Below are 26,414 nucleotides of genomic sequence, written 5' to 3'. Positions count from 1 at the left end.
AAGCAGCTCCGAATGCGCATGGGCCCCGCCTGTGCGCCATTTGTTTTGTTCAAATACGCTGCCACAGGCCGCCCGCCGGAACTATATCTCCGGCCAGCCGGAAGACCGCGGAAAACAGGCATCGTCCGCGGCGCCGTAAGGTGCGAAAACCAAGGGAACCGGGTGAAAATCCGGCCAAAACATATGTTTGCAGTCATCAAGACCGGTGGCAAGCAGTACAAAGTTGCTGCCAATGATCTGGTCCGCGTCGAAAAGCTCGCTGGCGAAGCCGGCGATGCCATCACCTTTGAAAACGTCCTGATGGTTGGCGCCGGTGCCGACGTCACGCTCGGTGCCCCGCTCGTCGATGGCGCGCTGGTTGCCGGCGAAGTCGTTGAGCAGTTCCGCGACAAGAAGGTCATTGTTTTCAAAAAGAAGCGCCGCCAGGGCTATCGCCGCAAGAATGGCCACCGTCAGGAACTGACGCTGGTCCGCATCACCGAAATTCTGACCGGCGGCGCCAAGCCTTCGGGCAAGAAGGCCGCTGCGCCCAAAAAGGCTGCAAAGGCAGAAGCCAAACCTGCTGCCGAAGCCAAGCCCGCCAAGGCTGAAAAGACTGAAGCCACTCCCGCAGCCGACTTCAAGGACGACGTCAAGCTGATCGGCGGCGTTGGTCCCGCGCTGGAAAAAAAGCTCGCTGCAGCCGGCATCACCAGCCTGACCCAGATCGCCAAGTGGACCAAGGCCGACGTCGCCAAGTTCGACGAAGAGCTTGATTTCAAGGGCCGCATCGAGCGCGACGAATGGGTCGACCAGGCCAATGAGCTGATTGCCGGCAAGCCCCCGCGCGCCAAGGCCGATCAGTAATCGCGACACAGACAAATTCGAGGATATTGAACCATGGCACATAAGAAAGCAGGCGGCTCATCCCGCAACGGTCGCGATACAGCCGGCCGCCGCCTCGGCGTCAAGAAGTTCGGCGGCGAAGCCGTTGTCGCCGGCAACATCATCGTGCGCCAGCGCGGCACCAAATGGCATCCGGGCACTAATGTTGGCCTGGGCAAGGACCACACCATTTTCGCTCTCGTCGACGGCAAGGTGACATTCGCCACCAAGTCGGGCGGCAAAAGCTATGTATCGGTTGCGCCGCTCAAGGCTGCTGAATAATTCGGCAGGCCGTTCGGATCGCTCCGAAACGGAGTTGCCGGAGACCTTCTCCCCGGCAGCGCAATCGCATATGGATCAGGGGAGCCGTCATCGGCTCCCTTTTTCGTTTGCAAGGGCAATTAGATGGACAGCGAAGCGCTAAGACGTGCAATGCCGGATCGGATCGAGACCGAACGCCTCGTCCTGCGCGCGCCTTGTAGCGCCGACATTTCCGCCATTGCCGTTCTCGCCAACAACCGCAAGATCCACGCGATGACCACCCTGCCCTTCCCCTATGCCGAAAGCGACGCGGCACAGTTTGTCGAGACCATCGCCCGAAGCGAGACCGAACATGCCTATGCCATCACGCTGCAGAACGGTGTTCTGATCGGGATGATCGGCCTACACCTGGGCCTCGAATCTACTCCCGAAATCGGATACTGGCTCGGAGAACCCTATTGGGGTCAGGGCTATGCAACCGAAGCGACCGGCGCGCTTATTGGATCGGTCCGGACCACCGGTCATTGCGCAACCCTGCGCGCCAAGGCCCGCAGCGAAAATGGCGCGTCACGCGCGATCCTCGAAAAGCTCGATTTTGTTCGTCTCGATGAAACCGTATCAGCGTGCGGCCCTCACAAGGATGTTCCGGTCACAACATATGAACTGACCATCCCGGCGGAACCGATCTGATCATGGCCGAACAACCCGAGATCCGCACCCGAAGGTTGATCCTGCGCCGCCCCCGGCTGCGGGATGCGCCCCGCATCGCGTCCCTGCTCAATAATTTCGAGGTAACCAAGAACCTCGCCCGCGTGCCCTATCCCTATACCATCAACATGGCTGTGGACTGGCTCATGCGCCAGAAAAGGGAATGGACTCCGGACTCGATTACCTTTGCGGTGTGCGATCCGCGCCAGGGTGTCATGGGTTTTTGCGGCATGCACAAGGAAGGCCATGACGCCGAAATCGGCTACTGGCTTGGCCAGCCCTACTGGGGCAAGGGCTATATGACCGAGGCAACCGCGGCGGTCATCGAGTGGTATTTTTCGACCACCGGCGCCAACCGCCTGGTCTCGGGGGTTTTTCACTTCAATGCGGCATCTCTGGCCATCCAGAACAAGCTGGGCTTTGTCCAAACCGGCATCGGCAAGCGAATCTGCCTTGCCCAGAACACCGACATCGACCATATCGAAACCGAGTTGACACGGGACGCCTTTTACAAGGCGCTTGAAACACTATGAAATTTCTCGATCAGGCCAAGGTCTATATCCGCTCGGGCAATGGCGGGGCTGGCTCGATCGCCTTCAGGCGCGAGAAGTTCGTCGAGTTCGGCGGTCCCAATGGCGGCAATGGCGGACGTGGCGGCGACGTGCTCGTCGAATGCGTCGATGGGCTCAACACGCTCATCGACTATCGCTATCAGCAGCATTTCAAGGCCGGCGCCGGCAACCATGGCATGGGGCAGGATCGCACCGGAGCCGATGGCGCCGACGTTGTCCTCAAAGTACCGGTCGGCACCCAGATTTTTGAAGAGGACGGGGAAACGCTGATTGCCGATTTTACCGAGGTGGGACAGCGCCAGACCCTGCTCGAAGGCGGCAATGGCGGCTTTGGCAACGCGCACTTCAAGACATCGACCAATCAGGCCCCTCGCCGCGCCAACCCTGGGCTGCCCGGCGAGGAGAAATGGATATGGCTGCGGCTCAAGCTGATCGCCGACGCCGGCCTGGTGGGGCTTCCCAATGCGGGCAAGTCCACATTTCTCTCTGCTGTCACCGCCGCCAAACCAAAGATCGCAGATTACCCATTCACCACACTGCACCCCGGTCTCGGCGTCGTTCGCGCCGGAGCGCGTGAGTTTGTGCTTGCCGACATCCCCGGCCTGATCGAAGGCGCTTCGGAAGGCGCTGGGCTGGGCGATCGGTTTTTGGGCCATGTCGAGCGCTGTGGCGTGCTGGTCCATCTCGTGGACGGCACCCAGGAAGACGTGGTTGGCGCCTATAAAACGATCCGCAACGAGCTTGAAGCCTATGGCGGTGGACTGGTCGGCAAGGAAGAAATCCTCTGCCTCAACAAGATCGACGCTTTGGATGAGGATACGCTCGCTGAGCGTCTGAGCGCCCTCAAAGAGGCGTCGGGCGGTGATGTTCTGGCCATCTCGGGTGCAACTGGAAAGAACGTGGAAGCCGTGCTCTACGCAGTGCTTGCCGTGCTCGACCACAACAAGGAGAACGAGGCGCGCTCCTCACGAACCGATATCAAGGACAAATGGGTGCCCTGATGCAGTCCCAGGGGGTCGAAACGCAAAATCCTTTGGCGGGACACAGGCGGCTGGTCATCAAGATCGGCTCCGCCCTGCTTGTCGATGACAAATCGGGCAGGTTGCGCACCGAATGGCTCGCGGCTCTTGCCAGTGACATTGCCGCGCTCAAGGCCGAAGGGCGCGATGTGGTCATCGTATCTTCAGGAGCCATCGCCTTGGGCCGCCGCATTCTGGGCCTGCCCGGCAAGACCCTCCCGCTCGATCAGAGCCAGGCGGCAGCCAGCGCCGGACAGATTGCCCTCTCTCAGGCCTGGGCCAGCCATTTGAGCGAGCACGGCATCACCACCGGTCAGATCCTGTTGACCCCCAATATCACCGAAGAGCGGCGCTATTTTCTCAATGCCCGCACCACGGTCAACACGTTGCTCGGCCTGGGGGCCGTTCCGATCATCAACGAGAACGACTCGGTCGCGACCTTCGAGATTCGCTATGGCGACAATGACCGCCTTTCGGCCCGCGTCGCCACGATGATCGAAGCGGATATGCTCGTTCTGCTTTCCGATATCGACGGGCTCTACACCGCCCCCCCGGCGCAAAACCCCGATGCGCGCCACATTCCCCACGTCGCCGAGATTACCCCCGAGATCGAAGCCATGGCCGGCGGGGCCGCGAGCCATCTGTCCCGCGGCGGCATGACCACCAAGCTGGGCGCCGGCAAGATCGCAGCAAGCGCGGGAACGGCAATGATCATTGCGCTGGGGACCGGATTGCACCCGCTGCGCAATCTGATCGAAGGCGGCCGCCACACGCTTTTTGCTCCCGCGACAAACACCACCGCGGCGCGCAAACGCTGGATCATGGGAACGCTCGAGGTTACCGGTCAGATCACCATCGACGATGGCGCCGTACGCGCGCTCAAGGGCGGGCGCTCGCTCTTGCCCATCGGTGTGGTGAAACTGCGCGGCGACTTCGTGCGCGGCGACGTCGTGGCGATCCGCGATCTTGAGAATCGCGAAATTGCCCGTGGCCTTGTCGGCCTCGACCGCGACTCGGCCGATCTGGTGATCGGCAAGAAAAGCGAGACGATCAAGGACATGCTCGGCCCTTCGACGCGCACCGAACTTGTGCATCGCGACAATCTGGTGCTTTTGGGCCAATAAGTAAAAAACCGGGAGGCCGTCATGAGCGCAGCCGCACAGCAAACCGACGCCCTTGTGGCAACAATGGATGACCTCGGGCGCCGGGCACGCAAGGCCGCATCCATTCTCGCCCACACATCGAGCGATAAAAAAACCGCAGCATTGCGCGCCGCCGCAAAAACGGCAGACATCAATCGCGCAAGGATCCTGGCCGCCAACCAGACCGACCTTGAAGCGGCCAAGTCCGGCGGCATGAGCGCGGCCTTTCTCGATCGCCTGCTGCTCGATGATACCCGTCTTGATGGTATCATCTCGGCGCTGGAAACGGTTGCCGACCTGCCCGACCCTGTCGGAACTGTTATCGCCAATTGGCAGCGCCCCAATGGCCTCGATATTTCCCGCGTGCGCACCCCGCTCGGCGTCATCGGCGTGATTTTTGAGTCCCGGCCCAATGTGACCGCAGACGCCGGTGCGCTATGCCTCAAGGCTGGCAACGCCGTCATCCTGCGCGGCGGGTCCGACAGCTTTCATTCATCCCGCGCCATCCATGCCTGCCTTGTCGAGGGTCTGAACGCTGCCGGTCTGCCCCAGGACGCCATCCAGATCGTCCCGACGACGGACCGGGCAGCCGTGGGCGAAATGCTCAAGGGGCTTGGCGGCGCCATCGACGTGATTGTGCCCAGGGGCGGCAAGGGCCTCGTCAGCCGTGTTCAGTCCGAAGCCCGCGTGCCGGTCTTTGCTCACCTCGAGGGCCTGGTGCATGTCTATGTCGATAAAAGCGCCGCCCTCGACATTGCCGTCAGCGTTATCGCCAACGCCAAGATGCGCCGCACCGGCATATGCGGAGCAGCCGAAACTTTGCTGATCCACAAGGATGTCCTCGCTACCCATCTCAAACCCATCATTGATGCGCTGGTTGAAAAGGGCTGCGAAATCCGCGGCGACGAGACCGTTCGCAACCTGGTCGCCACCGCCCGCCCTGCCACCGAAGAGGATTGGCGCACCGAATATGAGGACGCGATCATCTCGGTGAAAATCGTCGCCGATGTGGACGAAGCCATCGCCCATATCGAGCATTATTCGTCGCACCATACTGAGGCGATCATCGCCGAGGATGCACAGGCGGTCGAAAAATTCTTCAACGAAATCGATTCCGCGATCCTCATGCACAATGCCTCGACCCAGTTTGCCGATGGCGGAGAATTTGGCTTCGGGGGCGAGATCGGCATCGCCACCGGCAAGATGCACGCCCGCGGTCCGGTCGGCGTCGAACAACTGACGAGTTTTAAATACCTCGTGCGCGGCACCGGGCAGACCCGCCCTTGACCAATCGTCTCATTGTCCCCGGTATCACCGATCTGCCGCCCTCGGCGCCCGGCATGCGCATCGGGTTGTTCGGCGGCAGCTTCAACCCACCCCATGAGGGCCATGGTCTCGTGTCGCGCGAAAGCCTCAAGCGGCTGGGCCTCGATGCCGTCTGGTGGCTGGTGACTCCGGGCAATCCGTTAAAGAACCGCTCCGAGCTCGCCCCTCTTGAGACCCGCGTGAAAGCGGCGCGGGCGCTCGTTGACCATCCGGCTATCCGCGTCACAGGTTTCGAGGCGGCGCACGGGTTCACTTATACCTATCAGACCCTCGATTATCTCACGCGTACCCTGCCCGATCGGCGCTTTGTCTGGATAATGGGGGCGGACTCCCTGTCGAGCTTTCATCGTTGGGAGCGCTGGGAAGATATTTTTGCTCTCGTCCCCATAGCAGTCTATGTCAGGCCGGGCTCGACGCGCCGCGCGCCCTTTTCAAAAGCGGCGCTGCGCTTTGCCCAGTCGCGCCTCGACGAGGGCGACGCACCGCTTCTCGCGACAGCGCAGCCGCCGTCCTGGGTGTTCCTCCATGGCCTGATGAGCACATTGTCATCGACCCAACTGCGCAACGGCTCTCCGAAAGATCCGCGGCCCTGACATTTGGTTACCGTCTCATTAACGACATTAATCCATGATCGATATTGGCCCATGCTGGCCCTTGGCAAAGTGCCGTGGCGCACGCATATTGGTCCCATGCATCGCATGAGGCGCTGCATGCGTTTATCGACAAGCTGATACAAGGAAACCGAAAAGGCTTGATGACCCAACAAATGCCCCAAAGGGCGGAGGACCACGCTTGATGGCTCCAACGCCCAATAAGTCGGTATCGGGCGATACCGCAACCAAGGCCGTTCCTCAGGTCCCCGTTCTCGACCTGATCCTCGCATCGCTTGACGATGCAAAGGCCGAAGAAACGATCTCCATCGACATCACCGGAAAATCCTCGCTCGCCGACCATATGGTCGTTACGTCGGGACGCTCCAATCGTCATGTTGCAGCCGTGGCCGATCAATTGGTCCAGTCGCTCAAGGAGCATGGCTACGACAAGCCCCGGATCGAAGGACTTCCCTCGGCCGACTGGGTTCTGGTCGATGCATCCGATGTGATCGTACACATTTTCCGCCCTGAGGTTCGTGAGTTCTACAACATCGAAAAGATGTGGGCCGCGGATTTCGGGACTGATACGCACTAGCAGAGCCTAACGGTTCGCATGCGTGTTTTGATCGTCGCGGTCGGGCGAATGAAAGCCGGACCCGAACGGGACCTTGTGACGCGCTATATCGACCGCGCCATAGCCAGCGGCAGGCCACTCGGGCTTGCCGATTTTTCCGTCGTCGAGCTCGTCGAATCCCGCGCTTCGAGCGCCGATGCGCGCAAAGGCGAGGAAGCGCGAGCCATTCGCTCCGCCATTCCTGAAAAAAGCGTGGTTGTCGCTCTTGATGAGCGCGGAAAGTCCATACCAAGCGATGATTTTGCCCGACGGATGTCCGATTGGCGCGACGTTGGCAAACAGGCACTCGTCGTCCTGATTGGTGGTGCGGACGGGCTGGCGGCCGAGTTACGTGACAGGGCCGACCTTGTGTTGTCCTTTTCGGCCATGACCTGGCCACATCAACTGGTACGCATAATGGCGGCCGAACAGCTCTATCGGGTAACGACAATTTTGTCCGGCCATCCCTACCATCGGGGCGATTGATGACGTCGTCTCTGCTATGGTCCGGGCTGATTCGGAGTTTGCCGGTTTGAGCCTGCCTGTGGGACCTTTCCTTAGACCCTCTTTGCCCGTTTTGCTGGCCGCCATTGCGGGCATCGGATTTGGTGCGGCATCATCATTGGCTCAGGACGGCGATGTTCCCTCTGTCGAGGAAATTCCCGCCCAGGAGCTTGAGCAAACCACCCAATCCGTCCAGGGCGATCTGGAAAGCGTCCGCGGCGAAATCGACCTCAGCGAGGAGCGTATCGAAGCAATCCGCGCTGAAATCGAGGCGCTCGATGGCGACGCCACCCAATTGGGCGCCGAGCTGGTCGCAGCAGGACAACGGGTCGATCTGGCCGACAAGGACATCAGGCTGATCGAAGAACGGCTCGAAGCGCTGTTTGCCTCAGAACGGTCAGTTCGCGCCCGCCTTGACGGCCACGACCGCTCGATCTCGAACCTTTTGGCCTCCCTGCAACGCATTTCGGCCCAGCCACCACCGGCCATCATCGTCGATCCGTCCGATGCCCTGGGGTCGGCCCGCGCCGCGATGCTGCTCGGCGCCGTACTGCCCCAGTTGCAGGAGCGCGCTGAAACGGTCACCGAGAGCCTCAACGAGTTGATCGCGCTCAAGCAGACAGCGCTGGCAGAAGCCGAACGGCTCAACGCAAACCTCACAACGCTCAATGAGGAGCGGTTGCGCATCGCCACGATCATCGAAGCCCGCAATCAGGGGCGTGAATGGCTGAGCGACGATCTGCTGCGCGAGGAAGCCGAGGCTCAGGCGTTGGCCGACAGAGCGACATCTCTCGAACAATTGATCGCAGGGCTAGAAGGCCGCATTGCCGCCATGACGGCCGCCGATGAAGCCACCCGTGCCGCAAACGCCGGCCAGAACGTACCCACGCTCGATCCCGAAACGCTCCGTCTTGCCTTTGCCGATACCGCCCGCACCGAGCCGGCGGTTCCGTTAGAGGCTGCAAGGGGTTACCTGCGCGCCCCGGTTGTAGGTGCGACGCTCACCACATATGGCGCAGCGGACGGATTTGGCGGGCAATCCAAGGGCATAACGATATCGACGTCCGAGGGCGCAACCGTTTCGGCACCAGCAGATGGCTGGGTGGTTCATTCGGGACCATTCCTCAATTACGGCCAAATCGTCATTCTCAATGCTGGCCAGAATTATCTGATCGTTCTGGCAGGGCTCGATTCAGTTACGGTAGAGCCCGGCGCATTCGTTCAGATGGGCAATCCGATAGGAACCATGGGCGACGCGCCAAACCTTGAAGCGGGTGCTGGAGCCTCGGGGCCCGCGCTGTATATTGAACTCAGGGAAGGTGGCATTCCCATAGATCCCGAGGGATGGTGGACAGCCGAGTCCCAACAACAGGAAAGTGGAACGAGCTGATGGCGTTGGTATTCAAGCGGATTCTGATCGTTATGTTGGCGATCGCCGCGAGCGTGGGGCCGGTTGCGGCTCAGTCCGAGCAGACAGAACTCGAACAGGAAGAACTCTATCGCCAGCTCGAATTGTTCGGTCTGGTCCTCGACCGCATTCGGGACGAATATATCGAGGCACCCGACGAGACCGAACTGATCCGCGCCGCCATCCAGGGCATGCTGACATCGCTCGACCCCCACTCGGCCTACCTATCCCCCGAAAGCTTTGCCGATGTGCGCGAAGACACTTCGGGCACCTTCGGTGGCCTGGGCATCGAAGTCACCATGGAAGAGGGTCTGGTCAAGGTCGTTACCCCCTATGACGACAGCCCCGCCTCGCGCGCCGGCATCCTTGCCAATGACTACGTTGTCGAGATCGACGGCCAGCAGGTCATGGGCATGACCCTGGACGATGCCGTCGAGCTGATGCGCGGCGAAGTAGGCACCGACGTCGATGTGGTGATCTCCCGCGATGGTGCGGAGCAGCTCATCGAACTGACCTTGACCCGCGACATCATCTCCGTCTCGGCAGTCCGCTGGAGCATGGAGCGCGATGTACCGCTGATCCGCCTGTCGCGATTCTCGGGCCAAGCCTATAGCGGGCTGACCGATGCAATCCAGGAGATCTTCGAGGAAAATGACGGGGAAGCCCCAGAGGGCATCATCCTCGACCTGCGCAACAACCCCGGTGGCCTTGTCGACCAGGCACAGTTTGTGGCCGATGCCTTTCTCACCCAGGGATCGGTGGTGCTGACCCGCGGTCGCATTCCGAACCAGAATTCACGTTATGATGCCAGCCCCGACGAGATCGATGCCATGCTGACCGGTGTTCCGATCATCGTGCTCATCAATGGCGGATCGGCATCGGCCGCCGAGATCGTCGCCGGCGCACTGCAGGATCAGGGACGCGCAACGCTGGTCGGTACACGCTCGTTCGGCAAGGGCTCGGTGCAGTCGATTATTCCGCTGGGCTTTGATGGCGCCATGCGGCTGACGACAGCCCGCTACTACACGCCCAACAATCGCTCGATCCAGGCCCTCGGGATCACACCCGACATCGAGGTTCTCCAGGACGTGCCCGAAGAATTCCAGGGCCGCGACCTCTTGATCGGCGAGGCCGGTCTGGCCGGACATATTTCTGGCGAGGCCGAAGAGGAAGCAACCGTTGGATCCTCGGTTTACGTTCCCGCGGAGCGCTCCGAGGACAATCAGCTCCAATATGCGATCGACCTCATTTTGGGCGAGGCCGAGGATCCGGCCTTCCCGCCCAATCCCGACGCCGTCATCGCCCAGCAGGAGCCCAACGATGCCGCAGTGACCGAATCCCAATAGCCTATGCTATAGCTCGGTCTGAATCATGGCTGGCCCGATTCGCGGGCCAGCCCCAATGACACCATCGTCGCAGACGGCAATCTGAAACGATGAATGCGTACTGCGAGCTTCGGGACCAGCCGCACCATGACCGACGAGTTGAGCACACCACTCGGCCGGAAACGCCGCAAGAAGCGGACGGGCCTTCGTTCCGGTCGATGGATGGCCCTCCCATGGGGCCGCATCTGCGCTGCGCTGGTGGTGCTCGCCGGTCTTGGGATCGGCGCATGGATCGTACTTGTCGATGATCCTCAAGGAGGCCGACCGGTGGCTGATGCCCCCGTCAGCCTCGAACCCGATCCAAACCCTGTGGCCGAGGAGGTGGCATCGGCGCCAGCAGCCGTCACACCTTTGGCCGCCGACGGCCCCTCGATCATCACGATTGGCGAAACGACGAGTTCTCAAGATACCGCCGGAACACCGGCAACCGATCTAGAACAGGACCTGTTCGAGATGACCGAGAACGGCCCTCTCCCGCGCATCAGCAATTCCGGTCTCAAGCCCTATGAGGCTTATGCCCGCCCCTCGATCTCGCCCCAGGCCGCTGGAGGTCGCAAACTGATCGCGGTGGTAATTTCAGGGCTCGGATTGAGCGATCCGACCACCCGCGAGGCCATCAGCGCCCTGCCTGGCACAGTGACGCTGGCCTTTGCACCCTATGGGAGCAACCTGGACGCCCTGACCGATATGGCACGCGCCGACGGCCATGAGATCATGCTCGAGGTTCCGCTCGAACCCTTCGACTATCCCCAGAACGACCCAGGGCCCCATACGCTGCTGGTTGAACAACCGACTCGCGACAATCTCGAAAAGCTCTATTGGCTTTTGACGCGAATGACCGGCTATACCGGCGTCATCAATCATATGGGCGCGCGGTTTACGGCCTCCGCCGTTGATTTCTCTCCCATAATGGAAGAGCTCGGCATGCGCGGTCTGGCCTATCTCGACGATGGCAGTTCAAATCGCTCGGTCGCTCCCCAATTGGCCCGCCAGAATGGCGTCCCCTATGCCCGTGTGGACAGTGCTATCGATACCAACCCCTCTCAGACCTCTATCCTTGCGGCGCTCGACGCCCTCAAGAGAACGGCCGATGAGCGGGGGAATGCCATTGGTATTTTGTCAGCCTTGCCGGTCTCGATCCGCACTTTGTCCGAATGGGCCGACGCGCTCGATCAGGAACAATATCTTCTCGTCCCGGTGAGCGCCCTATCGCGCACGGAGGCCACACAGTGAAGCCAATTCCCAACCGCGCCGACATGCCCTATCGCGACTGCGTGGGCATTGCGCTCTTCAACGACCGCGGGCAGGTTTTTCTGGCGCGGCGGATTTTGACGCCGGGCCCTGACACGTCCGAAGTCGATGCACCCTGGCAGATGCCGCAGGGCGGAATCGATGAGGGCGAGGACGCGCTGCCCGCTGCCTATCGCGAGCTTTATGAGGAAACGGGCGTTCGCACCATACGCCTGCTTGCCCAGGCGCCGGACTGGATCCATTACGACCTCCCGGACGAGGTGCTGGGCGTCGCGCTCAAGGGAAAGTATCGCGGTCAGCGCCAGCAATGGTTTGCCTTCCTGTTCGAGGGCGATGAAAGCGAGATCACACTTTTGCTCGACAATCCGGGTATCGATCCTGAATTTGACGCTTGGCGCTGGGAAGATTTCGACAAGGTTGCCGATATCATCGTGCCCTTCAAGCGCCCCGCTTATCTCGATGTGCACAAGGCATTTGCCCATATTCCGGGCCAACTCCGGGCGCGTATGGCATGAAAACGATCGGGTTGATCGGCGGTATGAGCTGGGAATCCACGGCTCAGTATTATGCACTCATAAATCGGGAAACCGCAAAGCGGCGCGGCGGGCTGCATTCGGCGCCCATCCTTTTGGACTCCCTCGACTTTGCCGAAATCGAAGCGCTTCAGACCCAAGGCGATTGGGGCCGGGCCGGCGAGCACCTCGCCGCCTCTGCGGAGCGCCTTGAGGCTGCGGGCGCCCAGATGCTGGTTCTGGCCACCAACACCATGCATGTTGTCGCGCAAAGCATCGAAGCGGCAATTTCCGTCCCCTTCCTTCACATCGCCGACCCCACGGCCGATGCGCTGATCGAGGATGGCGCCGAAAGGGTTGGACTGCTGGGAACGCGATTCACCATGGAAATGGATTTCTACAAGGACCGGCTACGTCTGCGCGGACTGGACCCCATAGTGCCCGAGGTCGACCGGACCAATCTCGACGGCATTATTTACAATGAGCTGTGCCGCGGCATCGTCAACGATACCTCTCGCAGCATTTACCGCACAGCCATCGAACGGCTCGGCGCGCGCGGAGCGCTGGCAGTCGTTCTCGGTTGCACGGAACTGGGGCTGCTCATCTCTGACGATGACAGTCCCCTCCCGCTGTACGATACCACTGCACTCCATGCCAAAGCCGCCGTGGAGCAGGCCCTGCGGTAATCTTTCTCACCGCAACGAAAAAGGGGCGCCGCGGCGCCCCTGATCATTTGACGTTCAAGCACTTGATCAGAATTCGCTCCACTCCTGATCCACAGCTGCGTTGCCATGGCTGAGATAGGCGCCGGCAGCCTGCTTGACCTTGTTTTGAAGCGCACGGGCATCACCCGATCCACTACCAGACCCATGGCTGGTCGGCGACTGCGCGATTGCCGTGGCACGGTCGATCTTGAAGATATCGACGATCCGGTCGAGGGCCGTTGCCTGTTCTTCGGTCTGGGCGATGGCGGCATTGGTTTCTTCCACCAGCGCGGCATTGTGCTGGGTCATCTCGTCCATCTGGCGCACCGCGGCATTGACCTCCTCGATCGAGGATGCCTGTTCGCGGCTGTCATTGGCGATCTGCTGCATCTGGCTTGTGTTGGTACGCGCCGCCTCGAGCATGGCCACGAGCTTTTCGGCAGCCTGCGCCACGAGCTTGGACCCGCCATCGACCTCATTGGCCGATTGTTCGATCAGCGCCTTGACCTCGGACGAAGCCGATGCCGCGGACTGGGCAAGGCGCCGCACTTCGACCGCCACCACGGCAAAGCCCTTGCCCGCATCCCCGGCCCGCGCCGCTTCGACCGAAGCGTTGAGTGCCAGAAGGTTGGTCTGGAAGGCGATGTCGTCGATCATCTTGATGATGTCGGACACTTTTGCCGAGGAGGTGGTGATGCGCTCCATGGCGCTGGTCGCCGCTTCCATCACCTCGCCACCCTCTTCGGCCGATTTGGTGACCGAAGCTGCGGTCTGGGAGGCGTCCTGCGCCCGGCGGGCATTGTCCATGACGGTTGCCGCCAGCTGCTCCATGGCCGCCGAGGTTTCCTCGATGGTCGCGGCCTGCCGCGTCGTGCGTTCGGACAGATCGTTGGCGCCCGAAAGGATTTCCCCTGTCGCTGTCTTGAGCGTGCGTGACGTGCCACGCAGCTCCAGGACGATGTCGGAGAGCTTTTCGGCAACGGCGTTGGTATCGTTCTTGAGCTGGGCGAAGGCACCCTGGTACTCGCCCATCACCCGCGAGGTAAGATCGGTATTGGCCAAGGCTCCGAGCACGCCCGCCGTTTCGCGCAGGCCGCGATCGACGGTCGATACGAGATCGTTGACGCTGCCGGCCAGCCCGTTCAGTTCGGCGTCGGCAAAATTGGCTTCTACCCGCTGGGAGAAATCGCCTGCAATTGCTGCATCGACAACATTGCCGAAAGCGGTTTGCAGGTCACCCATCATCGCGCGGCGCGCTTGCTCGTCCGCAATGATCCGCGCCGCCTCGGCTTCGGTCATCGCAGCGACCTTCTGCCCGTTCTCGCGGAACACTTCCACAGCGCGCGCCATGTCGCCCACTTCGTTCTTGCGGTCGGTGTAAGGCACCTCAACATCGAACTCGTTCTGCGCAATGCTGCCCATCACGCCCGAGAGAACCGGAATTGGGCGCGCGATCAGACGGGACGCGAAAATCGAAACAACACACATCACAGCCAGCGCAATACCAGCCACGATCAGAAGCAGGTTCATAGTGTCGGTTACGACCGCAGTAATGGCATCCTGGCTCACGCCCACATAGAGCAGTCCCAGAACGTCGGTTCCCGACAAATAGGTAATCGGCTGGTAGACCGAGTAGTAGTGCTCGCCATTGACATCCGTCTCGGTAAACAGCGCACCCTGCTCAAGAATCTGGGTATGAATTTCGCCATTGGCGGGGATGGGATCCTGCACCACGCGGTTGCCATCGGCGTCGACCATCGAGGTCGTCACCTGCTCGAAGGCTTGGGTATCGGCGTTCCAAGCGAAAATGGCCGTAGTTTCACCGGTAACACGAGCGATCGAATCGGCGATGTCGTTATTGTAGAAGCGCGGCATGACCCAGGTGCCGATGCTGGCCACATCGCCCTCTTCGGTCCAATCGACTTGGATGCCGCCCATCCCGCCCAGAATGGTTGACGCAGTCCGTATATTGGCCTGCTGGCTGGATCGAGCGACCGCATCGCTGTTTGCTGAAAGGTTGATGTAAACCGCCATAACGACGGCCCCGACCGAAAGCACCACTGCGGTAACCACCATCGCGGCGATCGTGGTGGTCATAGGGATACGACCCAGAATTCTGCTGGTTAAGCCCCGCATGTCCGTCTGCTCCTTGTGGACGAATACCTTCCCCCTCCTGGGAAATCCACGCAAAGCTACGGACATATGATTAAATGATCGTTTCAGTTTGCACGAACGAAAACACTTCCCAACCCAAAAGGCACCGGCGCGTGCCAAGAGACAACCCGGTGACAGGGTTGGCCGCGCTTAGGACAACTATATTTCAAGGATAGTGCTGAGCTCGGGCGGCTTTAAGCCTGCAACAACTTTTTGGGTGCGGAACAAATTGTCACGCTTGGCCACGAGATCATCGGCTTTGAATGACGCAACAAAGAAAAAAGGCGCCCCAGCGGCGCCTTTAGACATGAGATCGGACCGAACCGATCCTAGTGGACTGTGCCACCCAACGAAGAACTTTCAAGCAGCAGATTCTTCCAGGTATCGAGTGTGTTCTGGGCCGCGCCCTTGTCCTCGAGCTCGGAAGCATCGGCCAGTGCCTGTTGCGCCGTAGCGATACGGGCTTCGATCTCAGTGCGACCGAAGTCGCCGGCCGGCTTGGCTTCTTCGGCGAGAATGGTAACACCGGCATCTGAGATATCGGCAAACCCACCGCCCACAAAGAAGCTCGAAATGGTGCCGCTGGTATCGGTAACGGTCACAAAGCCGGGCTTGAGCACCGCCATCAGCGGCGCATGGCTTCCCATGACCGTCAGATAGCCCTCGGCACCCGGCACAATCACCGAGCGCGCTTCGGCGCTCAAAACGAGAACTTCAGGCGATACGATTTCGACTTTGACGCCTTCGGCCATGACTTCGTCCGTTCTTCAAGCGTTCGGAAATTGCGCGGGCCGGCTGTCGGCCCGCACGAGCACATTCACAATCAGGCCGCTTCGGCAGCCAGCTTCTGGGCCTTTTTGACGGCATCGTCGATGGTGCCAACCATGTAGAAGGCCTGTTCGGGCAGATGGTCGTACTCGCCAGCCACCAGACCCTTGAAGGCCTTGATGGTGTCTTCGAGTTCCACATAGATACCGGGCGAACCGGTGAACTGCTCGGCCACATGGAAGGGCTGGCTCATGAAGCGCTCGACCTTGCGGGCCCGGGCCACGGTGAGCTTGTCTTCTTCGGAAAGCTCGTCCATGCCCAGAATGGCGATAATGTCCTGAAGCGATTTGTAACGCTGCAGGATTTCCTGGACGTCCCGCGCCGTGCGGTAGTGCTCTTCACCAACGATATTGGGGTCGAGCATACGCGAGTTGGAATCGAGCGGATCAACGGCCGGGTAGATGCCCTTTTCCGAAATGGCGCGGTTGAGCGAAGTCGTCGCGTCAAGGTGGGCAAAGGTCGAAGCCGGGGCCGGATCGGTAAAGTCGTCGGCCGGCACGTAAACGGCCTGGACCGAGGTGATCGAGCCCTTGTTGGTCGTGGTGATGCGTTCCTGGAGCGCCCCCATGTCGGTGCCGAGCGTGGGCTGATAGCCCACAGCAGAAGGAATACGTCCCAACAGCGCCGACACTTCCGAACCTGCCTGAGTGAAGCGGAAGATGTTGTCGACAAAGAACAGCACGTCCTGGCCCTTGTCACGGAAATCTTCAGCGATCGAAAGGCCGGTCAGAGCAACGCGGGCGCGGGCTCCCGGAGGCTCGTTCATCTGACCGAAGACCAGCGCGCATTTCGAACCCTCGGTCGAACCATTGTTCTCCTTGGGATCCTTGTTCACGCCCGATTCGATCATTTCGTAATAGAGATCGTTGCCTTCGCGGGTCCGCTCGCCGACCCCTGCGAACACCGAGTAACCACCGTGGGCCTTGGCGACGTTGTTGATCAGCTCCTGGATCAGAACCGTCTTGCCCACGCCGGCACCGCCGAACAGGCCGATCTTGCCGCCACGCGCATAAGGCGCCAGCAGGTCGATCACCTTGATGCCGGTAACCAGAATTTCGGCCTGGGTCGCCTGATCCACAAATTCAGGAGCGGGCTGGTGAATGGCGCGCTTGGAGGGCGTATTGACCGGCCCGGCTTCGTCGATCGGCTCACCGATGACGTTCATGATGCGGCCGAGCGTTTCATCGCCCACCGGCACTTCGATGGCATTACCGGTATCGCGCACTTCAACGCCGCGGGCCAGACCTTCGGTCGTGTCCATGGCGATGGTACGGACCGCGTTTTCACCAAGGTGCTGTGCAACTTCAAGCACGAGGCGGTTGCCGTTGTTGTCGGTTTCAAGCGCGTTCAGAATGGCGGGGAGATGACCGTCGAAGGTCACGTCCACAACGGCGCCCATAACCTGGGAGACGCGGCCGGTTTTGTTCTCTGCCATGGGTCTTGGTCCTTTCCAGAGCGCTCCGGGGAAGTGGGCTGCACTTGTTTCCCTGCGGAACGCGATAACTTTAACTCTGCCCTAGAGCGCCTCGGCGCCCGAAATGATTTCGATCAGTTCCTTGGTGATCTGAGCCTGGCGCTGGCGGTTATAGCTCAGCTGAAGCTTGGTGATCATCTCACCGGCATTGCGGGTTGCATTGTCCATCGCGGTCATCTGCGCGCCAAAGAACGAAGCGTTGTTTTCAAGCAGGGCCCTGAAAATCTGCACGCTCACATTGCGCGGCAAAAGGTCTTCGAGCAAAGCCTCTTCATCAGGCTCGTACTCGTAGATTGCCGAACCGGATTTGAGCGCTTCGCCCTCGGCCTTTTCGAACTTGGCCGGGATGATCTGCTGCGCGGTCGGCACCTGCGAGATGACCGACTGGAATCGCGAATAGAACAGCGTCGCGACATCGAATTCGCCGGCAGAATACATCGCCAGGATCTTCGAGCCGATCTCCTGCGCCGTGGCATATCCAAGCTGCTTGACGTCGCGCAGGGAAATCTGCTCGCCCATATGCTTGGCAAGACCGCGCTTCAAGATATCCGCGCCCTTCTTGCCCACGGTCAGGATCTTGACCGTCTTGCCTTCGGCAATCAGCTTGGTGGCATGCTCGCGAGCCATACGGGCAATCGAGGAGTTGAAGCCACCGGCCAATCCGCGCTCGCCAGTTGCGACCACCAGAAGATGCACGTCTTCCCTGCCCGTACCCGAAAGCAGGACAGGCGCGTCGGGACGCCCTTCATAGGCAGCGCCAAGACCGGCCAGAACCTTTTCCATACGCTCGGCGTATGGACGTGCGGATTCGGCAGCATCCTGGGCGCGGCGGAGTTTGGCCGCCGCGACCATCTGCATGGCCTTGGTGATCTTCTGGGTCGATTTGACCGAGTTGATCCGGTTTTTTAGGTCTTTCAAAGAGGGCATTGCGCCGAAAGCTCCTTGCCAGCCGGGTCGCCGGAATTAGGCGGTGTAAGTCTTCTTGAATGCATCGAGAGCCGAAACCAGGCGCTCTTTGATCCCATCGGTCAGGGCCTTTTCCTTGGCGATATCGCCAAGAACATCGGCGTGCTTGCTCCGCAGGTGCGAGAGAAGAGCCTTTTCGAAGGGCTGCACGCCGCGAACCGGCAGATCGTCAAGATAACCATTGGCACCGGCAAAGATCACCGCAACCTGTTCTTCGGTCTTGAGCGGCGAAAACTGGGGCTGCTTCAAAAGTTCAGTCAGGCGCGCACCACGGTTGAGCAGACGCTGGGTTGCGGCGTCGAGATCCGAGCCGAACTGGGCGAAAGCCGCCATTTCGCGGTACTGGGACAACTCACCCTTCAATGAACCGGCAACCTGCTTCATCGCCTTGATCTGGGCCGAACCGCCCACGCGGGACACCGACAGACCAACGTTCACGGCCGGACGGATACCCTGGAAGAACAGGTTGGTCTCAAGGAAGATCTGCCCGTCGGTGATCGAGATCACGTTGGTCGGGATATAGGCCGACACGTCGTTGGCCTGGGTTTCGATGACCGGCAAAGCGGTGAGCGAACCCGAACCATGGTTTTCGTTAAGCTTGGCAGCGCGCTCGAGAAGGCGGCTGTGAAGGTAGAACACGTCGCCCGGATAAGCCTCACGTCCGGGAGGACGGCGCAGTAGAAGCGACATCTGACGATAGGCGACAGCCTGTTTGGAAAGATCGTCATAGGCGATAACGGCATGCATGCCGTTGTCGCGGAAAAACTCGCCGATCGCACAACCGGTAAACGGCGCCAGGAACTGCATCGGAGCCGGATCGGATGCGGTAGCGGCAACGACGATCGAATATTCGAGCGCGCCGTTGTCTTCAAGCATCTTGACGAACTGGGCGACGGTCGAACGCTTCTGGCCGACGGCGACGTAAACGCAATAGAGTTTTTCGCCTTCAGAAGCTTCGGCCTGGTGGGCGGGCTTCTGATTGAGGAAGGTGTCGAGAATGATCGCGGTCTTGCCGGTCTGGCGATCGCCGATCACCAGCTCGCGCTGGCCACGGCCGATCGGGATCAGCGCGTCGATGGCTTTAAGGCCCGTCGACATCGGCTCATGCACCGACTTGCGCGGCAGAATGCCGGGAGCCTTGACGTCCACGCGGCGGCGCTCGGTATACTCGATCGGGCCCTTGCCGTCGATCGGATTGCCCAGACCGTCGACAACGCGGCCCAGAAGACCCTTGCCCACCGGAGTATCGACGATCGAGCCGGTACGCTTGACGGTGTCGCCTTCCTTGATGTCGCGGTCGGACCCGAAGATCACCACGCCGACATTGTCGGTTTCGAGGTTAAGGGCCATGCCCTTGATGCCGCCAGGGAATTCGACGAGCTCGCCGGCCTGCACCTTGTCGAGGCCAAAGACGCGCGCAATACCGTCACCGACCGAAAGCACCTGACCGACTTCGGAAACCTGGGCTTCCTTGCCGAAATCCTTGATCTGGTCTTTGAGGATCGCGGAAATTTCCGCAGCTTTGATGTCCATTAGCTGACCCCTTTCATGGCGATCTTCATGGCCGAAAGTTTTGTCTTGAGGGAGGTATCGATCATCTGGCTCCCGACCTTGACCACAAGGCCGCCGATCAGGCTTTCATCGACACGTGTAATAAGGGAAACGTCCTTGCCGACCTTGTCCTTGAGGACGCCTGCAAGTTCGGTTTCCTGTTCTTTGGTCAAAGGAGCGGCGGAAGTAACTTCCGCGCTCACTTCGTTGCGCGCTTCGGCGGCAAGCATCTTGAATTCGGCGATGATCGCGGCAAGCGCGAAAAGCCGGCCATTTTTGGCCACCAGCCGCAGCGTGTTGGCAACCAGCTCGACCGGCTTGACCTTATCAAGGATCGCATTGAGTGCTGCGCTCTTGACGTCGGTCGTGATCGTCGGGCTCACCAGAAAACGCGAAAAATCATCGGAAGAATCGATTAGTCCTGCAACGGCATCGAGATCCTTTTCGACCGCCTCGATGACCTTGCCTTCATTGGCCAGATCAAAGAGCGCTGCCGCATAGGGCCGAGCAATCTTGGACAGAACGGATTGTGGTGCGCTCAAGCCTTGTAACCCCGCTGCTTGCCCCGCCCTTTATCGTCGTCATCGCCAATAATCGGCGGCGGCGGCATAGTTTTCTATATGTATTCGGATCGACAGGGCGAGCGCCAACAAGGGCATGCCCATGAATTCCGGGGTGGCCTTACCATGCCAAAACCGGCCACGCAAGCGCATCACGGCCAAATTGGGGCGTCGCAAATGTCGCATCGTGACAAGTTCTTCATTCAATAAAAGCTCATGGGATCGATATCGACCTGAACGCGCAGATTTCCCTTGGCCGGAGGCCCCGTTTCCAGCCAGAAGCGCACATAGCCCGACAGATCAAATTCCTTGGGGCTCTGGACCAGAATACGCACCCTGTGCCGGCCGCGGACCATGGCGACCGGCGCATCGGCCGGCCCGAAGCGCTTGACCCCTTCGGCCAATGGCGCCGCGGCCATCAGCGCCTTGGCAAGCGCCATCGTTTCGGCATGTTCATTGCCTGAAACGATCAAGGCCGCCAACCGGCCGAACGGCGGAAGCCCCCCCTGGCGCCGCACAGCGAGTTCATGGGCGTAAAACCCTTCCCGGTCACCGCTCACCATCGCCTTCATCACAGGATGATCGGGATGATAGGTCTGCAGAAACGCTTTACCCGAACGCGATTCGCGTCCGGCCCGGCCCGTGACCTGGGTCAGGATCTGGAACGTCTTTTCCGCCGCTCGCGGATCACCATGCGCCAGCCCCAGATCGGCGTCGATCACACCCACAAGGCTGAGCTTTTCGAAATGATGCCCCTTGGCCACCAATTGCGTGCCAATGATGATGTCATATTCTCCGCGCGCGATTTCAGCGAACCGGTCGCGGATCTGGCGCATCGACCCCATGTCCGAGGACAGAACCACCGGACGTGCACCGGGAAACCTCTCGGCCACCTCTTCGGCCAGCCGCTCGATCCCCGGCCCCACCGCCACCAGCGAATCGCTGGCCCCGCACGAGCCGCACACTTCGGGCGCCCGTTCCTCATGGCCGCAATGGTGGCACATCAGAACGCCGCGAAACCGATGCTCGACCAGCCAGGTCGAACAATCGGGGCACTGATACTGGTGCCCGCATGACCGGCAAAGGGTCAGCGGCGCATAGCCGCGCCGGTTGAGAAACAACAGCGCCTGCTCGCCACGATCGAGCGCGTCGAACACCGCCCGCGCCAGCCTCGGAGCGATCCACTGGCCCTTTTCAGGTCCTTCGGCCCGCATATCGAGCGCCGTGATGTCGGGCAGCGCCGCATCGGCGAACCGGCTTTCGAGCCGCACATGCGCGTAACGGCCGGTTTCCCCATTGTTGCGTGATTCGACGGCCGGTGTTGCCGAAGACAGGATAACCCGCGCCCCGGCCATCGAAGCGCGCACCACCGCCATATCGCGGCCATGGTAATTGACCCGGTCGGCCTGTTTGAAGGCGCCGTCATGTTCTTCGTCGAGCACCAGAAGCCCCAGCTCGCGAAACGGCAAGAACAGCGCCGAGCGTGCGCCGATCACTGCCCGTACCTCGCCCGTCAAAACGCCGCGCCAGACCCGCGCCCTTTGAACCGGCGTCATTTCCGAATGCCATTCGGCCGCCCGCTGGCCGAACCGCTTTTCGAACCGGTCGAGAAACGTATGAGTCAGTGCGATTTCGGGCAGGATGATGGCCACCTGCTTTCCGGTGCGCAACATGTCGGCCACGCTCTCGAAAAACACTTCGGTCTTGCCCGACCCGGTAATTCCGTCGAGCAGGGCCACCGAAAACCCGCCTTTGTCATGGGCCCGAATCTGATCGAGCGCCGCCTGCTGCGCCTCCGACAGTTTCGCCGGTGCGAAGTCGGGTTCGGGCGGCAGGACAGGCGGCGGAGCCGGAATTTCCACCTGCTGCAGGCAGCCCGATTTCACCAGCCCCTCCACCACCGCCGTCGAAACCCCCGCGGCACCGATCAGGGCCGGCTTTGCCCAGGGGAACCCGTCCTCCATCACCGAAAGCACCCGCGCCCGTGCATCCGTCATCCGCTCAGGCTCGGGACCGGCGCGTTTATAGGCAATCAGCGGGCGCGGCGGATCGAGGGCCTCGCGGCTGCGCAACGCCCCCCGCAACACCATGCCCGGCTGAGCCAGCGTATAGCGCGCCACCCAGTCGATGGTTTTCAAAAGCTCTTCGGACAACGCCGGCACATCAAAGACGTGCTCAATATCCTTGAGGCGATTATGCGCGAAATTGTCCTTGGGCTCGCCCCAGACCACGCCAAGGGTGGGTCGTGGCCCCAGCGGGACGACAACGATCGATCCGCGTTCGACCTCTTTTCCCTCGGGCACCCGATAGGAATAAGGGCCGTCCACGGCAACCGCCACCATCACTGCCACGACCGGACCGAGTGTCATCGAGAGCCTTTGCACTGGGAGAACGAAACGAGACCAACCATTGGGCACCATAATTGTCAAATGCGATTCGACCAGCCCCAATTGGCGCTCTGGTAACCTATGGCCGGTACCATCACATCATGACCGATACCGGCTTTGCCATTTCCGATGCCCTGCGCAACCACATTTCCGGCTGGCGGCGTGAGCTTGCAACCATCAGGCGCCTCTCGCCCAAGACGTTGGAAGCCTACGGTCGGGACGTCGATCAGTTCATGGCGTTTCTGTCCAGTCACCTCGGCGGAACCGTCGATGTCGCCGATCTCAAGACGCTCCGGCCAGCCGATCTGCGCGCTTTTCTTGCCGCCCGCCGCCGCAATGATCTGGGCTCGCGCAGCCTTGCCCGATCGCTTTCCGGGATAAAATCCTTTTTCACCTATCTTGAGCGCCAAGACATCATGGCGCTCGAAGCGCTTTCGGTCGTTCGCACGCCCAAGTTGCCGCGCTCCCTGCCCAAGCCCCTTTCCGCATCCGAGGCGAAAGGCGCCGGCCCCGCGATCCATGAAATGGAAGATCGTCCATGGGTCGCGGCCCGCGATGCTGCCGCCATTGCCCTGTGCTACGGGGCGGGCCTGCGTATATCCGAAGCGCTGGCCCTCACCCGCGCCGATCTCGACGGCGCGACCTTGCGCATTGTTGGCAAGGGCAACAAGGTCCGGCTCGTGCCGCTGATCGCCCCGGTCAGGGCAGCCATCGACGACTATCTGCGGCTCTGCCCCTTCTCGCCGTCCCTCAACGAACCCATGTTCCGCGGCGTGCGCGGCGGCCCGCTCAGCCCGCGCCTTGTACAGCTGCGGCTCGAGCGATTGCGCGGCGCCATGGGTCTGCCGGCCTCGGCAACCCCGCATGCGCTTCGCCATTCCTTTGCCACTCATCTTCTGGCCAGGGGTGGTGATTTACGCGCCATACAGGAACTGCTTGGCCACGCCTCGCTCTCGACCACCCAGATCTACACCCATATCGATGGCGAACGGCTGCTCGAGGCATACCGCGCCGCCCATCCGCGGCGCTAGCGCCCGGCGCAATCGGGGTATAGGGTCAGCTTCCATCTTCCTGGCCAGTATTTTTCATGTCCGCACTCCCTTCATCCGATCGGGACCAATTTATCGGTCTCGCGCTCGCTGCGCTCGGCGCGGCCCTGTTCGCCACCAAGGGCATTTTCGTAAAACTCGCTTACGCGCAGGGGCTGGATGCCATAACAACCCTGACCTGGCGTATGCTGTTGGCGACGCCGTTTTTCGCTCTGATGGGTCTTATGGCCTATCGCGACCGCCGTGCGGGGCGCGGTCGTCAGGCAAATCGCCCCGTGCCGCTCCCAGCGGTCGCCGGCGCGGCGGGAATTGGCATCCTGGGCTATTATGGCGCCAGCTTTCTTGATTTTCTCAGCCTTGATCTCATCACAGCGCAGCTCAATCGGCTGGTGCTTCTGACATATCCATTCATGGTCCTGATTCTGGGTGCGCTGCTGTTCCGCCGCCCACTCAAACCTTCAGTCGTGGGTGCGGCGTTATTGGCCTATCTGGGGATCGGGGTGATCTTTGGCCACGACATGGTGATCGAAGGTGAGAGTGTGCTGGCAGGCACACTGTTCGCGCTGGGCAGTGCTTTGGCCTATGCACTCTACCAGCTGTTTGCAAAACCGCTGATCGATGCGCTGGGTCCAAGACTGTTTACCGCCATTGCGATGATCGCGGCGGCATTCGCGGTATTCATCCATTTTCTGGCCACCCATCCCCTGGCCGGCCTGGCAATCCCGCCCGAAGCTTTTTCCATCCTGCTGGCTTTAGCGCTCGCCGCCACCGTTGCTCCGGTTTCCATCATTGCGGCAGCCATCGGCATGGTCGGCGCCGAGCGGACGGCCGTGTTTGGCAACATTTCCCCGATTCTGACCATTATTCTCGCCATCTTCATCCTCGGCGAACCCTTTACTCTGATCCATGGCATTGGAACGGCACTGGTAATTTGCGGGATTTTGCTGTTCACTCGGCTCACAACTCAACCGAGCAGCGCGGTGCAAACCGGCGAGTAAGAGGGACGAGACTTTCATGAAGACAACAAGGTTGATGATGAGCAGCGCCGCGCTCGCCCTCGGTCTTGCACTGGGCGCGCCAGCGCTGGCCCAGGATATCGATTTCGGCGACAATTCGAGCACCTGGGCCAATGACGACCAGTGCGACGATCCGCGCTTTGAGGGTCCTGGAGCGGCGCTGATCCGCAGCCCGGTCGACGAGATGCGCGATGCCGCCGACTGTCAGGCTGCGTTCGAAGCGGGCGAAGTCACGCTGGTTACAGCCGACGATCCCGCCACCCCGGCCGCCCAAAGCGATAGCGAGATCGATTTCGGCGATGATTCAGGAGCCTGGGCAAACGACGACGAATGCGACGACCCCCGTTTCGGCGGCACGCTCGACAGCCATCTTATGGCCGACGCCACAGACTGCCGCACGGCCTATGAGGCCGGCGAGGTCACTTTTGCCCCATCCAATGAGGTCAGCGGAGCGGTGCAGCCGGGCGATGCCATCGATTTCGGTGACGATTCGGGCACATGGGCCAATGATGGCGAATGCGATGACCCGCGCTTTGGCGGTTCGCTCACCAGCCATGAATTCGCCGATGCCACTGACTGCCGCACCGCTTATGAAGCCGGCGAAGTGACCTATGACGCGCCGGAAGATGCTGGCAGTGAAATCGTCGCGGGCGACATAGATTTCGGCGACGACACAGGCACTTGGGCCAATGACGGCGAATGTGATGACCCGCGCTTTGGCGGTTCGCTCACCAGCCATGAGTTCGCCGATGCCACTGACTGCCGCACCGCTTATGAAGCTGGTGAAGTGACCTATGACGCGCCCGATGACAGCGGAAACGACGTTTCTGCGGACGACATCGACTTCGGCGATGATTCGGGCACCTGGGCCAATGATGACGAATGCGACGATCCACGCTTCGGCGGCGGCCTCGACAGCCATCTTCTGGCCGATGCCACCGACTGCCGTACGGCTTATGAAGCGGGCGAAGTGACCTACACCCCATCCGATGAAGCCGGCGCCGACGTCGCGATCGACGATATCGATTTCGGTGACGATTCAGGCAATTGGGCCAATGACGGCGAATGCGACGACCCCCGCTTCGGCGGCAGCCTCGATAGCCATCTTCTGGCCGACGCCACCGATTGCCGTGAGGCATTCGAGGCCGGTGACGTGACCTATTTGGGCGATGGTACCGGCACCACGGTGATCGACGGCATCGATTTCGGCGATGATTCGGGCACCTATTCCAACGATGCCGAATGCGACGATCCGCGCTTTACCGGCCCGGGGGTCGGCGTAGCACTTGACGATCATCTGATGGCCGATGCCACTGACTGCTCGACCGCCTACACTGAGGGCACCGTAACGCTGGCCGATGAGAGCTCGGACGGCGACTTCCGGATCAATTTCGGCGATGATTCAAGCGCCTCGGCCTATGACGGCGTCTGCGACGACCCGCGCTTCCAGGGCCGTGGCGGCGCGCTTGAGCTGCTCGAATCCAACATGCTCGCTGACGCCAGCGACTGCCGGGCCGCCTATGATGCCGGGACCGTGACCTACAATCCCTGAGCGTCATCGCTGCAA

Annotated in this window: 26 protein-coding genes; 18 read left to right on the top strand and 8 right to left on the bottom strand. The window is 60.9% G+C overall.

Annotated elements, in window-relative coordinates; all coding sequences use genetic code 11:
- Positions 1 to 183: 183 nt before the first annotated feature.
- The 15 genes from OF122_RS01385 to OF122_RS01315 all read left to right on the top strand — a co-directional run bounded on the left by OF122_RS01385 (position 184) and on the right by OF122_RS01315 (position 12,844).
- Entirely contained in the window at positions 184 to 846 is a 663-nt protein-coding gene (locus tag OF122_RS01385; protein ID WP_264226106.1) for a 50S ribosomal protein L21, read from the top strand.
- A gap of 33 nt (positions 847 to 879) precedes the next feature.
- A complete protein-coding gene (gene rpmA / locus OF122_RS01380; RefSeq protein WP_264226105.1) occupies positions 880 to 1,146 on the top strand; it encodes a 50S ribosomal protein L27 in 267 nt (88 codons plus the stop codon).
- Positions 1,147 to 1,269: 123 nt separating this feature from the next.
- On the top strand, positions 1,270 to 1,815 hold the full coding sequence (locus OF122_RS01375; protein ID WP_264226104.1) for a GNAT family N-acetyltransferase: 546 nt from the start codon (positions 1,270 to 1,272) through the stop codon (positions 1,813 to 1,815).
- A 2-nt stretch (positions 1,816 to 1,817) separates the two neighbouring features.
- Positions 1,818 to 2,366, top strand: a complete 549-nt coding sequence (locus OF122_RS01370) for a GNAT family N-acetyltransferase (RefSeq protein WP_264226103.1) — start codon at positions 1,818 to 1,820, stop codon at positions 2,364 to 2,366.
- Entirely contained in the window at positions 2,363 to 3,406 is a 1,044-nt protein-coding gene (obgE, locus tag OF122_RS01365; RefSeq protein WP_264226102.1) for a GTPase ObgE, read from the top strand. Before OF122_RS01370 ends, obgE begins: the two co-directional genes overlap by 4 nt.
- A complete protein-coding gene (proB, locus tag OF122_RS01360) occupies positions 3,406 to 4,548 on the top strand; it encodes a glutamate 5-kinase (protein ID WP_264226101.1) in 1,143 nt (380 codons plus the stop codon). Before obgE ends, proB begins: the two co-directional genes overlap by 1 nt.
- 21 nt (positions 4,549 to 4,569) lie before the next feature.
- Positions 4,570 to 5,853, top strand: coding sequence for a glutamate-5-semialdehyde dehydrogenase (locus OF122_RS01355; RefSeq protein WP_264226100.1), 1,284 nt, complete (start codon positions 4,570 to 4,572; stop codon positions 5,851 to 5,853).
- Entirely contained in the window at positions 5,850 to 6,485 is a 636-nt protein-coding gene (locus OF122_RS01350) for a nicotinate-nucleotide adenylyltransferase (RefSeq protein ID WP_264226099.1), read from the top strand. The genes OF122_RS01355 and OF122_RS01350 overlap by 4 nt, the downstream gene beginning before the upstream one ends.
- A gap of 202 nt (positions 6,486 to 6,687) precedes the next feature.
- Positions 6,688 to 7,080 (top strand): ribosome silencing factor, encoded by a 393-nt coding sequence (rsfS, locus tag OF122_RS01345; protein WP_264226098.1) that lies wholly within the window; start codon positions 6,688 to 6,690, stop codon positions 7,078 to 7,080.
- An 18-nt stretch (positions 7,081 to 7,098) separates the two neighbouring features.
- Positions 7,099 to 7,584 (top strand): 23S rRNA (pseudouridine(1915)-N(3))-methyltransferase RlmH, encoded by a 486-nt coding sequence (gene rlmH, locus OF122_RS01340; protein WP_264226097.1) that lies wholly within the window; start codon positions 7,099 to 7,101, stop codon positions 7,582 to 7,584.
- Between the two features lie 82 nt (positions 7,585 to 7,666).
- Positions 7,667 to 8,992, top strand: a complete 1,326-nt coding sequence (locus tag OF122_RS01335; protein WP_264226096.1) for a murein hydrolase activator EnvC family protein — start codon at positions 7,667 to 7,669, stop codon at positions 8,990 to 8,992.
- Positions 8,992 to 10,356: a S41 family peptidase gene (locus OF122_RS01330; protein WP_264226095.1), complete on the top strand. Its 1,365-nt coding sequence runs from the start codon at positions 8,992 to 8,994 to the stop codon at positions 10,354 to 10,356. The genes OF122_RS01335 and OF122_RS01330 overlap by 1 nt, the downstream gene beginning before the upstream one ends.
- A 93-nt stretch (positions 10,357 to 10,449) precedes the next feature.
- Complete coding sequence (locus OF122_RS01325) at positions 10,450 to 11,628, top strand: divergent polysaccharide deacetylase family protein (protein WP_264226094.1); 1,179 nt, start codon at positions 10,450 to 10,452, stop codon at positions 11,626 to 11,628.
- 23 nt (positions 11,629 to 11,651) lie between these two features.
- Entirely contained in the window at positions 11,652 to 12,161 is a 510-nt protein-coding gene (locus OF122_RS01320; RefSeq protein WP_264227727.1) for an RNA pyrophosphohydrolase, read from the top strand.
- On the top strand, positions 12,158 to 12,844 hold the full coding sequence (locus OF122_RS01315; RefSeq protein WP_264226093.1) for an aspartate/glutamate racemase family protein: 687 nt from the start codon (positions 12,158 to 12,160) through the stop codon (positions 12,842 to 12,844). Before OF122_RS01320 ends, OF122_RS01315 begins: the two co-directional genes overlap by 4 nt.
- 66 nt (positions 12,845 to 12,910) lie before the next feature.
- Here OF122_RS01315 and OF122_RS01310 read toward each other — a convergent pair whose 3' ends face one another.
- The 8 genes from OF122_RS01310 to OF122_RS01275 form a co-directional block, all read right to left on the bottom strand.
- Positions 12,911 to 14,959, bottom strand: a complete 2,049-nt coding sequence (locus OF122_RS01310) for a methyl-accepting chemotaxis protein (protein ID WP_264226092.1) — start codon at positions 14,957 to 14,959, stop codon at positions 12,911 to 12,913.
- Positions 14,960 to 15,345: 386 nt separating this feature from the next.
- Positions 15,346 to 15,768 carry a F0F1 ATP synthase subunit epsilon gene (locus OF122_RS01305; protein ID WP_264226091.1) on the bottom strand — a complete coding sequence of 141 codons (423 nt, stop codon included), beginning with the start codon at positions 15,766 to 15,768 and terminating at the stop codon, positions 15,346 to 15,348.
- 71 nt (positions 15,769 to 15,839) lie between these two features.
- Entirely contained in the window at positions 15,840 to 17,279 is a 1,440-nt protein-coding gene (gene atpD / locus OF122_RS01300; protein WP_264226090.1) for a F0F1 ATP synthase subunit beta, read from the bottom strand.
- A gap of 81 nt (positions 17,280 to 17,360) precedes the next feature.
- Positions 17,361 to 18,245: a F0F1 ATP synthase subunit gamma gene (locus OF122_RS01295; protein WP_264226089.1), complete on the bottom strand. Its 885-nt coding sequence runs from the start codon at positions 18,243 to 18,245 to the stop codon at positions 17,361 to 17,363.
- A 36-nt stretch (positions 18,246 to 18,281) separates the two neighbouring features.
- Positions 18,282 to 19,817: a F0F1 ATP synthase subunit alpha gene (gene atpA, locus OF122_RS01290; RefSeq protein ID WP_264226088.1), complete on the bottom strand. Its 1,536-nt coding sequence runs from the start codon at positions 19,815 to 19,817 to the stop codon at positions 18,282 to 18,284.
- Positions 19,817 to 20,377 (bottom strand): F0F1 ATP synthase subunit delta, encoded by a 561-nt coding sequence (locus OF122_RS01285; protein ID WP_264226087.1) that lies wholly within the window; start codon positions 20,375 to 20,377, stop codon positions 19,817 to 19,819. The genes atpA and OF122_RS01285 overlap by 1 nt, the downstream gene beginning before the upstream one ends.
- Positions 20,378 to 20,416: 39 nt before the next feature.
- Complete coding sequence (locus tag OF122_RS01280) at positions 20,417 to 20,602, bottom strand: hypothetical protein (protein WP_264226086.1); 186 nt, start codon at positions 20,600 to 20,602, stop codon at positions 20,417 to 20,419.
- The gene (locus OF122_RS01275; RefSeq protein ID WP_264226085.1) at positions 20,599 to 22,764 is read right to left on the bottom strand and encodes a primosomal protein N'; all 2,166 of its coding nucleotides are present in this window, start codon (positions 22,762 to 22,764) and stop codon (positions 20,599 to 20,601) included. Before OF122_RS01275 ends, OF122_RS01280 begins: the two co-directional genes overlap by 4 nt.
- Positions 22,765 to 22,883: 119 nt before the next feature.
- Between OF122_RS01275 and OF122_RS01270 the strand changes: the two genes are divergently transcribed.
- From OF122_RS01270 to OF122_RS01260, 3 genes are read left to right on the top strand one after another with little or no spacing between them, the layout of a single operon-like run.
- On the top strand, positions 22,884 to 23,813 hold the full coding sequence (locus tag OF122_RS01270) for a tyrosine recombinase XerC (RefSeq protein WP_264226084.1): 930 nt from the start codon (positions 22,884 to 22,886) through the stop codon (positions 23,811 to 23,813).
- Between the two features lie 56 nt (positions 23,814 to 23,869).
- A complete protein-coding gene (locus OF122_RS01265) occupies positions 23,870 to 24,829 on the top strand; it encodes a DMT family transporter (RefSeq protein ID WP_264226083.1) in 960 nt (319 codons plus the stop codon).
- Between the two features lie 16 nt (positions 24,830 to 24,845).
- Positions 24,846 to 26,399 (top strand): CDK5RAP3 family protein, encoded by a 1,554-nt coding sequence (locus OF122_RS01260; protein WP_264226082.1) that lies wholly within the window; start codon positions 24,846 to 24,848, stop codon positions 26,397 to 26,399.
- The last annotated feature ends 15 nt before the right edge of the window (positions 26,400 to 26,414 follow it).

Origin of the sequence: Pelagibacterium flavum, from assembly GCF_025854335.1 — a bacterium.
GTDB classification, from domain to species: Bacteria; Pseudomonadota; Alphaproteobacteria; order Rhizobiales; family Devosiaceae; genus Pelagibacterium; species Pelagibacterium flavum.
The sequence above is the reverse complement of the archived record's forward strand: the minus strand, read 5'-3'. Positions and strand labels throughout refer to the sequence as shown.